The organism is Bradyrhizobium sp. LVM 105 (genome assembly GCF_003957705.1).
Taxonomy (GTDB): Bacteria; Pseudomonadota; Alphaproteobacteria; order Rhizobiales; family Xanthobacteraceae; genus Bradyrhizobium; species Bradyrhizobium frederickii.
This window is the reverse complement of the sequence record NZ_QZMV01000006.1, coordinates 384422-397045: the sequence shown is the minus strand read 5'-3', so window position 1 is coordinate 397045 and position 12624 is coordinate 384422. Positions and strand designations below refer to the sequence as shown.

12 protein-coding genes and 4 pseudogenes are annotated in these 12624 nt (G+C 63.5%); 10 read left to right on the top strand and 6 right to left on the bottom strand.

Features of this window, described 5'->3' with window-relative positions; all coding sequences use genetic code 11:
• Nucleotides 1-40 precede the first annotated feature (40 nt).
• From D6B98_RS20270 to D6B98_RS20255, 4 genes and pseudogenes are all read right to left on the bottom strand, one after another.
• Complete coding sequence (locus tag D6B98_RS20270; RefSeq protein WP_018323862.1) at nt 41-793, bottom strand: SDR family oxidoreductase; 753 nt, start codon at nt 791-793, stop codon at nt 41-43.
• A gap of 770 nt (nt 794-1563) precedes the next feature.
• Entirely contained in the window at nt 1564-1851 is a 288-nt protein-coding gene (locus tag D6B98_RS20265) for a putative quinol monooxygenase (RefSeq protein WP_235885024.1), read from the bottom strand.
• Between the two features lie 83 nt (nt 1852-1934).
• Nucleotides 1935-2431 (bottom strand): annotated as a pseudogene (locus tag D6B98_RS20260) (cysteine hydrolase family protein); the annotation flags it as partial.
• Nucleotides 2341-3093, bottom strand: coding sequence for a glutathione S-transferase family protein (locus tag D6B98_RS20255; RefSeq protein WP_235885025.1), 753 nt, complete (start codon nt 3091-3093; stop codon nt 2341-2343). The gene D6B98_RS20255 and the pseudogene D6B98_RS20260, both read right to left, overlap by 91 nt.
• 169 nt (nt 3094-3262) lie before the next feature.
• On the opposite strand from D6B98_RS20255, the gene D6B98_RS20250 reads away from it, so the two are divergent.
• Nucleotides 3263-4162 (top strand): AraC family transcriptional regulator, encoded by a 900-nt coding sequence (locus D6B98_RS20250; protein ID WP_126258691.1) that lies wholly within the window; start codon nt 3263-3265, stop codon nt 4160-4162.
• Between the two features lie 84 nt (nt 4163-4246).
• Here the strand turns inward: D6B98_RS20250 and D6B98_RS20245 are convergent.
• Together D6B98_RS20245 and D6B98_RS20240 are read right to left on the bottom strand one after the other, a co-directional pair.
• Nucleotides 4247-4464 (bottom strand): annotated as a pseudogene (locus tag D6B98_RS20245) (DUF2274 domain-containing protein).
• A 1-nt stretch (nt 4465) separates the two neighbouring features.
• A pseudogene (locus D6B98_RS20240) lies at nt 4466-4726 on the bottom strand (TrbI/VirB10 family protein); the annotation flags it as partial.
• Between D6B98_RS20240 and D6B98_RS20235 the strand changes: the two are divergent.
• The 9 genes and pseudogenes from D6B98_RS20235 to D6B98_RS20195 form a co-directional block, all read left to right on the top strand.
• Nucleotides 4647-4904 (top strand): annotated as a pseudogene (locus tag D6B98_RS20235) (oxidoreductase); the annotation flags it as partial. The pseudogenes D6B98_RS20240 and D6B98_RS20235 overlap by 80 nt on opposite strands.
• 204 nt (nt 4905-5108) lie before the next feature.
• On the top strand, nt 5109-5948 hold the full coding sequence (locus D6B98_RS20230; protein ID WP_126258690.1) for an oxidoreductase: 840 nt from the start codon (nt 5109-5111) through the stop codon (nt 5946-5948).
• A 66-nt stretch (nt 5949-6014) separates the two neighbouring features.
• On the top strand, nt 6015-6986 hold the full coding sequence (locus tag D6B98_RS20225; RefSeq protein ID WP_205680498.1) for an AraC family transcriptional regulator: 972 nt from the start codon (nt 6015-6017) through the stop codon (nt 6984-6986).
• 168 nt (nt 6987-7154) lie between these two features.
• Nucleotides 7155-7439, top strand: coding sequence for a hypothetical protein (locus D6B98_RS40005; RefSeq protein ID WP_164718733.1), 285 nt, complete (start codon nt 7155-7157; stop codon nt 7437-7439).
• Nucleotides 7394-7876 (top strand): PIN domain-containing protein, encoded by a 483-nt coding sequence (locus tag D6B98_RS40000; RefSeq protein ID WP_164718732.1) that lies wholly within the window; start codon nt 7394-7396, stop codon nt 7874-7876. Before D6B98_RS40005 ends, D6B98_RS40000 begins: the two co-directional genes overlap by 46 nt.
• Before the next feature lie 77 nt (nt 7877-7953).
• Nucleotides 7954-8190, top strand: a complete 237-nt coding sequence (locus tag D6B98_RS20215; protein WP_126258688.1) for a hypothetical protein — start codon at nt 7954-7956, stop codon at nt 8188-8190.
• Nucleotides 8191-8389: 199 nt separating this feature from the next.
• Nucleotides 8390-9832 carry a cytochrome ubiquinol oxidase subunit I gene (locus D6B98_RS20210; protein ID WP_126258687.1) on the top strand — a complete coding sequence of 481 codons (1443 nt, stop codon included), beginning with the start codon at nt 8390-8392 and terminating at the stop codon, nt 9830-9832.
• The gene (gene cydB / locus D6B98_RS20205; RefSeq protein WP_126258686.1) at nt 9829-10839 is read left to right on the top strand and encodes a cytochrome d ubiquinol oxidase subunit II; all 1011 of its coding nucleotides are present in this window, start codon (nt 9829-9831) and stop codon (nt 10837-10839) included. The genes D6B98_RS20210 and cydB overlap by 4 nt, the downstream gene beginning before the upstream one ends.
• Nucleotides 10840-11241: 402 nt before the next feature.
• Entirely contained in the window at nt 11242-12501 is a 1260-nt protein-coding gene (locus D6B98_RS20195; RefSeq protein ID WP_126258684.1) for a serine hydrolase domain-containing protein, read from the top strand.
• Nucleotides 12502-12624 lie beyond the last annotated feature (123 nt).

Sequence of the window (12624 nt, the reverse complement as noted above, 5' to 3'; positions counted from 1 at the left end):
TCGGTGCCGGACGTAGCCACTGCAAAAGCAGCCGGCTTGTTTACATGTTCAGCATACGGCCGCCGTCCACGACGATCTCGCTGCCGACCGTCCAAGCCGAATCGTCAGACGCGAGATAAACCACCGCCTTGGCGACTTCCGCCGCGCTGCCGAAGCGGCCGGCCGGGATCCCTGCGATGATGTCTTTGTTGATCTGCTCGCGATAAGCATCGGGAACGCCAAGCTTGTCGTAGAGCGGTGTGTCGATCGGACCGGGGCTGACCGCGTTGAATCGGATGCCACGCTGCAGGAGTTCCGCGGACAGCGTCTTCGACAGGTTGAGGAAGGCCGCCTTGGTCGCTCCGTAAACCGACGAGGTGGCGGCGCCGACATGCGCGCTGATCGAGGTGTTGAGTACAACCGAGGCCGGATTGGCGAAGATGGGCAGCAGTGCCTGAATCAGGAAGTACGGCCCCTTCACGTTGATCGCGAAGATCCGGTCGAAAACTTCCGGGGTCCACGCTTCGATTGGCTGCCAGATCGAGATGCCGGCGTTGAGGAAGGCGACGTCCAACTGGCCGTAATGCTCCTTCACCGCAGCGGCGAGCGCCTGCTGCTCTTCGACGCTCGCGCTGTCGGCCTTGATGACGGGAACTTCGGAGCCCAGGATCGACTTGGCCTGTGCGATTGTCTCAGGGTTGTTGCCCGTTACGATGACGCGCGCGCCCTCGTTCAGGAACTGTTTGGCGGCTTCGAGGCCGATCCCCGTTGTGCCGCCGGTGATGAGGGTGCGCTTTCCATTAAGTCGCGTCATGTGTATCGCCCTTATATTTGAATTCATTGCTATGACCCAAAGTGTCGGCCATGGTCGCGCCAAGTCCTGTTGGGTATCTGGTAAATAGGCGCCACGCAGGCTTCGAGCGCGCCGGATCCGCTCAATATCTTGCCCAATTATCTCAATGTGCTCCCGGCAACCACACCACACAGGCACTGCTCGTTGATGAAGTGGATCATCGAGCAACGCAGAATCATCTGGATGAGTTGATTGCTGCCGGGTCATTGACCGTTCGCGGCCTAGCTAGCGAGACATAGGCAGTCTGCAGCCCCAAGCCGTTCCAGCCGTGGAAGCTGGATCGCGCGCCTTGTCGAGCCTCAGTTCGGCGGTGCCATAGCGCGCCTCTGTCGGCCAAAGGTCGTAGAACGTCGAGGCGGCAAGGGCGGGCGTGCCAGGTCTGGAGGTGGCGCATGAACTCGTCGGTTGACCAACTTCCGATTCCAATCTCACGGTCGGAGGTGATGTTGCACACCCTTTCCTCTGTGGGATCGCTCGTCGGGCGGACGGTTTCCATGTGGCCCGGCGTATGGCATTCAGCGCAATGGACAGGGCTTTCGATCGGATAGCGCCTCGGTGCCATTCCGCAGACCGGTTGGGGGCCTTAACAGGCTAAGGCTGCGCGGCAGGGCGTGCCACCGGATGTTGGCGGCGATGCCACAGCTCAGCCCGGTGCGACTGTTGCAATGATGGCTCATGGCCACCGCCTGGGCGATGACGGGCACGTCCGATGGACCGGTCGGTTTGGGTCGTCAGGCGACGTGCGAGACGACGTCGAAAGCGCGCGTCTCGGACCGCCCGGCTAGGAACGGCAGGGTCAACGGCCGATTGGCCGCCATGTGCGGCGAATTGCGGTGCGCGGCGAGGGCATCCTCGTCCTCGTAGATTTCGACGAGAGTGTAGCCGTCCGGCGCGACCCGCGACCGAAAAAGCGCGTAAAGGCTGTTACCCGGTTCGTTGGCACGCACCGCCGCCGCCTGGATGGCGAAGGCGCGCTCGAACTCTTGGCCGCTGCCCGCCTTAACTGTGAGTTCGATCATTATTCCGATCATCATTTGCCCCAACCTGAAAGGGTATGGCATACTCGGCACCCTGTCGTGGTGCCGGGGATGTCGCTAGCCGCCTACACCTGCTTGATGAACTCCTGCGTGGTGATGGCGTTGGCATAGAAGGGTGCGATTTCGGCGAGGAAATCTTCCTGCTGCTTCTTCGTGTAGCCCGCCGAGGCATCCCAGACGACGTTGGTGTGATAGCCGAGGTCGTGCGCGTTGCGCATCGAGGATTCGACGCACTGGCCCAGCGAGAAGCCGGCAAGATAGATGTCGAAGATTTCGTTGTTGCGCAGATAGCCGTCGATCGTGGTGCCGACAAAGACGCTGCCGCGCGCTCGCGCACGACATGTTCGCCCGCGGCCGGTTCGAAGCCGGGGAAGAAATCGGCCTGCTCGCCCAGGAACGAGCTATAGGTGCGCATCATGCTGCGCAGCCCGTACTTACCATCGCCCAGCACCTTGTATTCCGGCTCGAACTTCAGCGAGGCGTGGAGGACATGCATACCGCGTCGGCGGGCCTCAGCGAGGATGATCTTCGAATTGGCGATCGCGGTGTCGACCTGCTCCCTAGCGCGCCATGCTGCCGAAGGTGGTCGCGGAACAGCTCGGGATAGGTGTCGACGACGGCGTTCCTGACGCTCGACCGATCGGCGAGCGCCGCACGCCATGCGTTCACGCGCGGCAGGCCGTCGAAGATCGCGGTCGCTGCCGCTGGGTCGATGATCCCGAAATAGCGGAAGAGCGGGGCATAGACGGCATCGACCATGCCGAAATTGAGGCCGGCAAAATACGGCCCTTCGCCCAGTTCCGCCTCCAGTTTGCGCAGCTTGTCGCGGAACGCGGTGCGCCGAGCGTCAGCGGTTGGAGCGTCCACGGCGTGGAGGAACTGCCAACCGTCGGCCATGGTCTGGGTTGCGAACTCGATCCAAGCGCGGTGCCGAGCGCGGACGAGAGGATCCTCAGGGTACATCGAGGCACCGTCTTGCGTTTCGTTCAGATATTCGCAGATCACCATGCTCTCGAAGAGAACCGCATCCTCTCCGTTGGGCTGTCGCACCTTCAACACCGGGACCTTGCCGGTCGGCGATAGCGCCAGAAACCAGTCAGGCTTAGCCGACAGGTCGACGTTTATACGCTCGAACGGCACTCCCTTTTCCAACAGCGTTATCGCGGCGCGCTGGACGAACGGGCAGAGCGGGTGACTTATGAGGGTTAGGTTTGTGTCGGTCATGGGCTGGCCCTTTGTCGAAATGATCAATCCAGGCGCCGCTGCCGCAGTGCCGGTCCGATATCAGACAAATAATTCCCGAACGCTCCGCCCGCCCGCCCGCTACTCTCAATATATTGCCCAATTGTCTCAAGGGGCTTGCTCGGAGGTTGAATGGTGTCATAATAAGACCATGACCGATCATCTTCAGCCCCATCTCAACCTTGCCCTGCGCCACGCGCGATCGGGGATGACTGTGACGCCGATCCCCCGTCTCGAGATCGGAGTAGGTCAGACGACGTCCGGCACATCGCCCTGCCTATACCGCTCGATGATTTGCTTCATCTTGCAAGGTTCAAAGGACGTAACTATCCATGACAACCTGCATTGCTACGGTGCTGAGCAGTATCTGGTCAGCGCTTTGGACTTGCCGCTGAGCGGCCAAATCTACGACGCTGGCCATGGCCGACCGTATGTCGCAGTTTCGCTCGTTCTCGATCCTGCATTGCTTGCGCAAATTGCTTCCACCATGCCGCCAATACGCGACACTGACGCACCGGGCAGCGGTATCGCGATCAACCCAATGACGCCCCAAATTCGCGAAACATTGCTACGACTGCTTGCGCTGCTCGACACGCCGAGCGACATCCCCGTCTTGGCTCCAATGGCTGAACGCGAATTGCTCTATCGTCTCTTGCAGGGACCGCAGGGACGCCTGCTGCGTCATATTGCTCGGCCTGAAGGAGCGCTTGGTCGGATCCGGCGTGCAGTTGAGTGGATCCGAGACCACCATAACACTCGGTTGCGGATCGAAGACCTGTGCGATGCAAGTGGCATGAGCCGCGCCAGCTTGCACCGCCACTTTGTCGCACTGACTGGACTTAGCCCGATCCAGTACCAGAAACAGATCCGGCTGCAGGAGGCGCGGCAGTTGCTGCTTGCCGGTGGGAACAGCGCCTCCGACGTGGCATTCGCGGTCGGCTATGAAAGTGCCTCGCAGTTCAGTCGAGAATATCTTCGGCAGTTTGGAGCACCGCCCGTTCGCGACCTGCGTCGGCTTAGACAGTCGATCGAGAACCCCGCAATTCACTGATCGTTGCGTCGCCGCCAGACCACGTGCGCTGACACCTTGTCGCGCATTCTGCCCGAATTGCGAGCTACCTAGTTTGCGCGTACATCAACTTGAACGCCGCGCCCGGGAAAAGCCCCGATCTGTCGCCATGAAGCGCTGGATCATGGGAATATCAATTTGGACGGCTCGGACACCCCTTGGCCGGTTTCGTGAGCAAGTGCCTCGGCGTAGGCGACTAGGTCGCGATGGACAGTGGCGGGCAGCTCTAGGGTCACTCTCACCGACTTCTCATCTTGAATTGCGCCGAGCTTCAGCTTCGTCATCTCACGGTCCGTAGGGTTCGAGGATCAGGTCGCGCGTGACGATCACGCGCACGGGAAAGCCCGGACGGATGGTGAGCGTCGGCGCGATGTTGAGCTGGCGGCGGACGATCTGCTGGCCTGCGTCGTTGATCGTGTCCTGACCGCCGTTGCGGATCGCCTGGATCAGCCGATCGTTGTCGTTGGGGTTGATCCAGATCGTAGGCCCAATCGTCGGCCTGTTGCTCAATAGCGCCGACAAGGGCGCATGGCCGGCACTTCTGGCTGCGACCGGCAAGGTGGAGCCCGGAGGCTATTACGGTCCTACCGGCTTTGGCGGAATCCGCGGAGTAGCCGGCGAAGCAAAGCGCGCGCCGCACGCCGAAGATCCCGCGCTCGCGAAGCGGCTCTGGGACGTCTCCATCGCCATGACCGGCATCGATCCAGGCTTGCCGGCCGCCTGACGTCACTCACCAGATCAACGCTGCGAAGCCGTGGCTTCCAGGCGCTGCGATGCGCCTCATGCATCGTCACGCTACATCCGCGTGATCTTCGATGCGGCATCCGCGCTCAAAGATGGCGCAGTTTGCGCAAGTCTTGGCGCCGTCTGTCAATGCCGCAGGTCCGGCGCCGACCTATCTTCCTCACACAAGCAAGGAAGGTGACATATGTTCGATCGCAACAAAAAATCCGCTCTCGTCACGGGAGCATCATCCGGCATGGGCAAGGAGATCGCAAAGCGGCTGATCGCCGACGGCTACCAGGTTTACGTGGCTGCCCGGCGTGTGGCCGAGATGGATGACCTGAAGGCGCTCGGGGCGCATCCGCTCCGCATGGACATCGCCAGCGAGGCCGATATCGTTGCGGCGGTCGATACGATGATGGCGCAGACGGGCGGCGTGGACGTGCTGGTCAACAATGCCGGCTTCGGCCTTTATGGGCCGATGGAGGAGATCAGCATGGAGGAGGCGCGATACCAGTTCGAGGTGAATGTCTTCGGCCCCGGTCGGCTGACGCAGCTGTTGCTGCCGGCGATGCGCGCAAAAAAGGCCGGCCGGATCATCAACATCACGTCGATGGGTGGCAAGATCTACACGCCGCTGGGCAGTTGGTATCATGCCACTAAACATGCGCTGGAGGGCTGGTCCGATTGCCTGCGTCTCGAACTCGCCCCACTGGGCATCGATGTGGTCGTCATCGAACCCGGCTTGATCGAAACGGGATTTGGCGACGTGGTGGCGGACAGCCTGCTCAAGCGTTCCGGCACCGGGCCGTATGCGGAGCTGACCCGAGCGGTCGCGGCCGGAACCCGCGACACCTATGGCAAGGGACGCACCAGCCACCCGCGCGTGATTGCGGATGTGGTCGGCATGGCGGTCGCCGCTGCTCGTCCGCGCACCCGCTACGTCAGAGGGAAGTTCGGCGCGCTGCTGATCGCGATGCGCACATGGCTGGGTGACCGCATGTTCGATCGCATCATCCTCAGCCAGCTCCCGAAGGGAGCGTGAGCGTCATGGCCCGCTCCCGCTGACCGGTGCAAGGTGCCGCATGGATTATGGCGTGCGGTGGAGGCGATCGGCATCCCTCCCTCGGCGCTGCTGCGCCAGGCGCGGCTGCCGGTCACGCTCCCCCAGACCGGGCAAGTCATCACGACTGCGCAGTATTTCGCGCTGATGCGGGCGCTGGAGACGCTGTCCGACGATCCCGCGGTTGGCCTCAAGATCGTGCGCAGCGCCGACACGGCCGTCCATCCGCCTTCCACGCTCGCCGCCTTTTATGCCCGCGATCTGCGCGACGGGCTCGAACGGCTGGCACGGTTCAAGCGGCTTTGCACGCCGGAGACCCTGCAGGTCACCGACGGTCTGGATGGGGGACGGCGCAGCTGCACCGTGGGAATGTCATGGTTTCACGCCAGCGAGGCCGAGCCGTCGGTGAGTGTGGACGCGACCTTTGCCACGCTGATGGAGCTGGCACGCCGCGGCACGGGCACTGACGTACGACCCTTGCGCGTAGACCTCGCCCGGCCCGGCGCACGAAGCGCTGCCCACGAAAGCTATTTCGCCGCGCCGGTCCGGCTCGGCGCGCCGCGCGACCTTCTCGTGCTCGACGCCGCCGATCTCGATCGACCGTTTCCAGGCTACAACCCCGAGCTGCTCGCCATGCTGACGCCGGCGTTGGGCACCGCGCTTGAGGAGATGCAAGCGCGGTCTCTAAGCGAACAGGTGATCCTCGAACTCAAGCGCAGCCTGCCGAGCGGTCGACCAGACGTAAGCGAGGTCGCCCGCAGGATGGGCATGAGCGAGCGGACGTTGCAACGTCGGATCACTGAGGAAGGCCACAGCTTTCGCGAGCTGCTGGTCGAGGCCCGCCGGGAGCTTGGTCGCCGTCTTCTCAGCGACGAAGCTTTGGAACTTGATGAGATCGCGTTCCTTCTGGGTTACCAGGACGCGACCTCGTTTCATCGCGCCTTTCGCGAGTGGGAAGGCGTCACGCCCGCACGTTGGCGGCAGCTCCGCTCCAATGACGCCACCTACACGGCGCACTGATCTTGAGCAAAGAACGCCAACAGTGCGGCTTTGACGGTAGTGTTGGCGTCCATCTTCGTGGGGTGGCGCCGTAGCGGGGCGCCTGCGCCAGCCCGAAGCTCATCGGACCGCTTCGACAGTAACGCGATGGACCTTGAATTGTGTTACATATACCCGTATGTAACCTCCATGACCCACATCAGCATCCGCGATCTGCAGAAGATTTCCGGCGAGGCGATCGGGGCGCTGCCAGGGCCGACGCCGGTGAAGTCGGGCGAGCGGACGGTGGGACTGCTGATCCCGCTGAAATCGGCCGATCCCGATCGCTTGGCCGCCGTGTTGAGGCGAGCCGAGAAGCTGGCGAAGGGGCGCGACGCAGCTGCGGACGACGCGGCGCTGGCTGGTTTCGGCGACGTCGATCCGGTCGATTGGTCGGTCGCCGCCGTGAAAGCCCTGACCGGCAAGCCGAAGTGAAACTGCCGTCGACGACGATCGTCATCGACGCGGCCATCCTGATTGCCGCGGTTCGGGGCCGAAGCTCCGGCGCGATGCTGAAAGCCGCCGAGGGCGCGGTCCTGGTCACGACGGACCGTCTGGTTCAGGAAGCACGCCGACGGATCGAGCTCGGATTGAAGCGGCCGGAGCTGCTCGATGTGCTCGACGATCTGGCGGAATTGCTTACGGTTGTCCCCGTCGCCGCCCTGGAGCCTGTTCGCGTTCGCTGCGAGGAAGCCCTTCGCGATGCGGTGCCGAGCCGCAATGGTTCAGTGCGCGACGCGCACGTGCTGGCGCTGGCCTGGAGTGTCGAGGCCGATGTCTGGACGACGGACCGCGATTTTGCGGGAACTGGCGTTGCGACGTGGTCGACGCCGAACCTCATGCGAGCACTTGCCGAAGCCGGCGCGCGCTAGGGGCATGCAAATCATCGCGCAGCCGCCCGGCGCAAACGCTGGATCTCCAAACCGCAGTGCGGTGCTAAGACCTCGCAGTGTCCGAGCATTCAATCGATGAAACGCATTGCCTCGTCCACGTGGGCTGGAGCAGCGAGTTCGAGAAAGATGGCAGGCGTATCGATGTGCCTTTCACCAACGCCTATCTGCTTGAGCAGAATGACGGGCTGCTGAAGTTTTCGGCTGGATTACGGGTGATGAAGTCCAACTGCTCAAGGACCATGGCCTCTTGTGAGGCTTGCCCCGACGGCAGCGCGTCCGCGAGCTTGCACTGATTGGAGAAGCTCGGCGCCGGCCCTTCTGCGGGGCGGTAGGACATTTAGGCGTCTTGAGACCGTATTGTGCCAACGATATCGTCCAAGGACAGTGCCCGCAGGATGCTTAAAACCCTCGATATATGATGATCGAGGCAGCTGGAACCAGCGCACGTTGAAAGCGTTTGCTGCGGGCCGCAGTTGATGTGGGGGCGGAGCTATGTCCGACTTACTGCCCAGCGCGTTGGATCTTGCGCGCTTTCAGTTCGCCTTCACGGTGGTCTGGCATTTCCTGTTTCCCGCCTTCACCATCGGACTGGCGAGCTATCTCGCCGTGCTCGAAGGCTTATGGCTGTGGACGGACCGGGGCGCCTATCTCGATACCTATCGCTATTGGCTGAAGATTTTCGCCGTCGCCTTCGCCATGGGCGTCGTGTCCGGCTTGGTCATGTCATACCAGTTCGGCACGAACTGGTCGGTGTTCGCCGACAGGACGTCGCCGGTGCTCGGACCGCTCCTTGGCTACGAAGTGCTGACGGCATTCTTTCTCGAGGCCGGCTTCCTTGGGGTCATGCTGTTTGGCCTTGGCCGCGTTGGTCCCCGCCTGCATTTCGTCGCGACGTGCTTCGTGGCGGGCGGCACGTTGCTGTCGGCCTTCTGGATTTTGGCGGCGAATTCCTGGATGCAAACGCCGGCGGGACATGCAACCGGGCCGGACGGCCAGTTCATTCCGGAAAGCTGGCTCGGGATCATCTTCAATCCGTCGTTCCCCTACCGTTTCGCCCATACGGTGACGGCGGCTTACCTGACGACCGCGATGATCGTGGGCGCGGTGGGGGCCTGGCATCTCCTGCGGGACAGGATGAACGAACGCGCCCGCATCATGTTTTCGATGGCCATGTGGATGGCCGCAATCGTGGCGCCGATGCAGCTCCTGATCGGCGATCTGCACGGCGTGAATTCGTATCACCACCAGCCCACCAAGGTCGCCGCCATGGAAGGTCATTTCGAGACCGAGCGCCGCGCGCCTTCCATCCTGTTCGGAATGCCGGATGCCGATGCCGGCGTGACGCGCGGCCAGATTGCCATTCCCGGCTTCGCGAGTCTTTACCTCACGCACAGCCTTGATGGAGAGGTCAAAGGGCTGAAGGCGTTTCCGAAGGACACTTGGCCCACCAATATTCCGCTCGTCTTCTGGGCGTTCCGCATCATGGTCGGTTTGGGCATTCTGATGATCGCGCTCGGTGTGGTCTCGCTCATCCTGCGTTGGCGCGACAGTCTGTATGACTCGCCATGGCTGCACCGCTTTGCCGTGGCTATGGGACCGTCCGGGCTCGTCGCGGTTACCGCCGGATGGACTGTGACGGAGGCTGGCCGCCAGCCTTTCACGGTTTATGGACTGCTGCGGACGGCCGACAGCGTCGCGCCGATCGCCGCGCCGGCGGTGGCCGCATCGCTCGCTGCATTCGTCGTGGTGTATTTCGTCGTGTTCGGCGCGGGCATCGCTTATCTGTTTCACCTCTTCCGCCAGGCGCCCGAAGCCGGCGAGCACGGACCGCCGCAAGGCCAGCCGGTGCGCACGGCCGGCATCACGCCGGCGCCGGGGCTCGTCAATCGCGAGACGCACGGAGCAGAACCGAGGCAGGCGAGGATCAGGCCATGAGCATCGACCTCACACTGATTTGGGCGCTGCTGATCGCCACGGCCGTGCTGCTCTACGTGGTGATGGACGGCTTCGACCTTGGCGTGGGCATCCTGTTTCCGGCCGAGGTGGCGAGAGCCGACCGCGATGTCATGGTCAACTCCGTGGCACCGGTCTGGGATGGCAACGAAACCTGGCTCGTCCTGGGCGGTGGCGGATTGTTCGCCGTGTTTCCGCTGGCCTACGCGACGATCTTTCCCGCGCTTTACATGCCGCTCATTCTGATGCTGCTCGCGTTGGTGTTTCGCGGCGTCGCCTTCGAGATGCGGTTTCGGGCGCGGACATCCGCCGGTGAGATCTGGTGGGACCGCGCATTTTCGTGGGGCAGCTTTGTCGCGGCCTTCCTGCAGGGCGTCTGCCTCGGCGCCATCGTGCAGGGCATCCGCGTGGAAGGGCGGGCCTACGCCGGCGGTTGGTGGGATTGGCTGACTCCCTTCTCGGTGCTGACCGGAGTTGCCCTGGTTGTCGGCTACGGCCTGCTCGGCGCGTGCTGGCTGATCTGGAAGACGGACGGCGCCCTTCAGGCACGCTGCCGGAACTATGCACGCGTTCTCGGGTTTGCGACGCTCGGCTTCATCGCGGTCATATCCGTGATGATGGTCATCCAAAGCGCGGCGTTTCGCGAGCGATGGCTGACGCTGCCGAACATGCTTTACGCAGTGCCTGTGCCGATCCTCCTGGCTCTGCTGGCATGGCGCTTTCACCGCGCGCTGGGCAGGGCCGAGGATGTGGCGCCGTTCCTGTGCGCGCTCGGCTTCTTCCTGCTGTCCTATATCGGGCTGGGGATCAGCATGTGGCCGATGATCGTGCCGCCTTCCGTCACGATCTGGCAGGCAGCCACGCATCCCAGCAGCCGGTTGTTCCTGCTCGTCGGGGCAGCGGTGCTGGTGCCGGTGATCCTTGTCTACACGGGCTACGTCTATTGGATATTTCGCGGCAAGGTGCGGCACGGCGAGGGGTATCACTGATGCCGCGTGTGTCTCGGGCCTGGCGGCAGTTGCTGTGGTTCGTTGCGCTGTGGACCGCGGGTGTGGCCACGCTCTTCGTGATCGCATTGCCGATCCGATGGTTGCTGAAGACAGGATGAGGGCGTTCTCCTCGCCGTCGGCGTGTATGCGCCGAACGTGCCCGGCACTTTCAAAAACGCACTCGACAACTTCGCGACCGCTGCCGAGGCCGTCGACGTCCTCTCACGTGAACCATTTGCCACTGTCGCGCCGCCGCTGGGCCGCTCTCGCGCCCGTGCCTCGTCGCATCGGCGCGCCGCCGCCGTCCTGACCCGCGCGTAGGCACCCGGCGCAAACGTCGGATCTCCATCACGGCCTCTCGTGATACGACAACCGCATCGTTCCCCTCCGGAGCCCGCCTTCATGTCCGTCGCGACCGCCCCCAGCCAGCTGCCCGTCACCGCCCTCGAATCCGACCCCGAAACCCTCGGCTGGATGCGCGGCTTCCCGCCGTCGCCCGATCGCCTCATCACCTTCCAGGACGGCTCCTTCCGAACCTTCCCCGAGCTGCGCTGGGCCTGGAGCAACATCCGCCAGCTGGTGCCTACCGTGAATGTCTGGCGCGGGGCAGGGCCAGCGTCTCCGCTGCCGCGCGCGGATCACGACATCGGCGCGGTCGCCTCGACCACGATGGACGGGCGGCCCATGACCTTCGCAAAGATGCTGGAGGAGACCTACACCGACGGCATCGCCGTGCTGCATCGGGGCAGGCTGATCTACGAGCGCTACTTTGGCGCCTTGAAGCCGCACAAGCCGCATATCGGCATGTCGGTGACGAAGTCGTTCACCGGCGTGCTCGCCGGCATTCTGGTCGCCGAGGGCAGGATCGATCCGCAGGCGCCCGTCACGGATTATGTGCCGGAGCTGAAACCAAGCGCGTTCGGCGATGCGCGCGTGCACGAGGTCATGGATATGACCACGGGGCTGCTCTACACCGAGGTCTATACCGACAAGAATTCGGACGTGTGGGGCCTGCGGCGCGCCAACGGCATGGCGCCGATCCCGGCGGGCTACGACGGTCCCACCACCATCTTCGATTTCCTCATCGCGCAGAAGAAGCAGGGCGAGCACGGCAAGGCCTTCGCCTACAAGACCGTGAACACCGACGTGCTCGCGTGGATCTGCCGGCGCGCCAGCGGCTTGACGCTGTCGGAGCTGCTCTCCGAGCGGATCTGGCAGCCGATGGGCGCGGAGGAGGATGCGCATTATCACGTCGACCGCATCGGCACCGAGAGCGGCGGCGGCGGCCTCTCCACCACACTGCGCGATCTCGCCCGCTTCGGCGAGACCATGCGCAATCACGGCCGCTTCAACGGCCGCCAGATCGTGCCGTCGCAAGTGGTCGAGGACATCGCGCGCGGCGGCGACCCCGAAAAATTCAAGCCGGCCGGCTATACCACGCTGCCGGGCGCGTCCTACCGCAATCAATGGTGGGTCACGCACAACGAGCACGGCGCCTACATGGCGCGCGGCGTCTACGGCCAGGGCATCTACATCGACCCCAAAGCCGAGATGGTGATCGCGCGCTACGCCTCGCATCCCGTCGCCGGCAACGCCGCCAACGATCCCGTGACGCTGCCGGCCTACATGGCGCTGGCAAAGGCGCTGATGGCGGGCGGGTAGGCGATAGGGGCGCACGCCCACGCCTCACACTCGCTGTCATCGCCCGACTTGATCGGGCGATCCAGTATTCCAGAAGCGATCGATTAATCGAGAGGCCGCGGCGTGCTGGGTCGCCCGGTCAAG

What these genes read in the sequence shown, in the direction of transcription:
- D6B98_RS20270 (WP_018323862.1), bottom strand. Translation starts at nt 793, where the DNA reads ATGACGCGACTTAATGGAAAGCGCACCCTCATCACCGGCGGCACAACG.
- D6B98_RS20265 (WP_235885024.1), bottom strand. Translation starts at nt 1,851, where the DNA reads ATGATCGAACTCACAGTTAAGGCGGGCAGCGGCCAAGAGTTCGAGCGC.
- D6B98_RS20255 (WP_235885025.1), bottom strand. Translation starts at nt 3,093, where the DNA reads ATGACCGACACAAACCTAACCCTCATAAGTCACCCGCTCTGCCCGTTC.
- D6B98_RS20250 (WP_126258691.1), top strand. Translation starts at nt 3,263, where the DNA reads ATGACCGATCATCTTCAGCCCCATCTCAACCTTGCCCTGCGCCACGCG.
- D6B98_RS20230 (WP_126258690.1), top strand. Translation starts at nt 5,109, where the DNA reads ATGTTCGATCGCAACAAAAAATCCGCTCTCGTCACGGGAGCATCATCC.
- D6B98_RS40005 (WP_164718733.1), top strand. Translation starts at nt 7,155, where the DNA reads ATGACCCACATCAGCATCCGCGATCTGCAGAAGATTTCCGGCGAGGCG.
- D6B98_RS20210 (WP_126258687.1), top strand. Translation starts at nt 8,390, where the DNA reads ATGTCCGACTTACTGCCCAGCGCGTTGGATCTTGCGCGCTTTCAGTTC.
- cydB (WP_126258686.1), top strand. Translation starts at nt 9,829, where the DNA reads ATGAGCATCGACCTCACACTGATTTGGGCGCTGCTGATCGCCACGGCC.
- D6B98_RS20195 (WP_126258684.1), top strand. Translation starts at nt 11,242, where the DNA reads ATGTCCGTCGCGACCGCCCCCAGCCAGCTGCCCGTCACCGCCCTCGAA.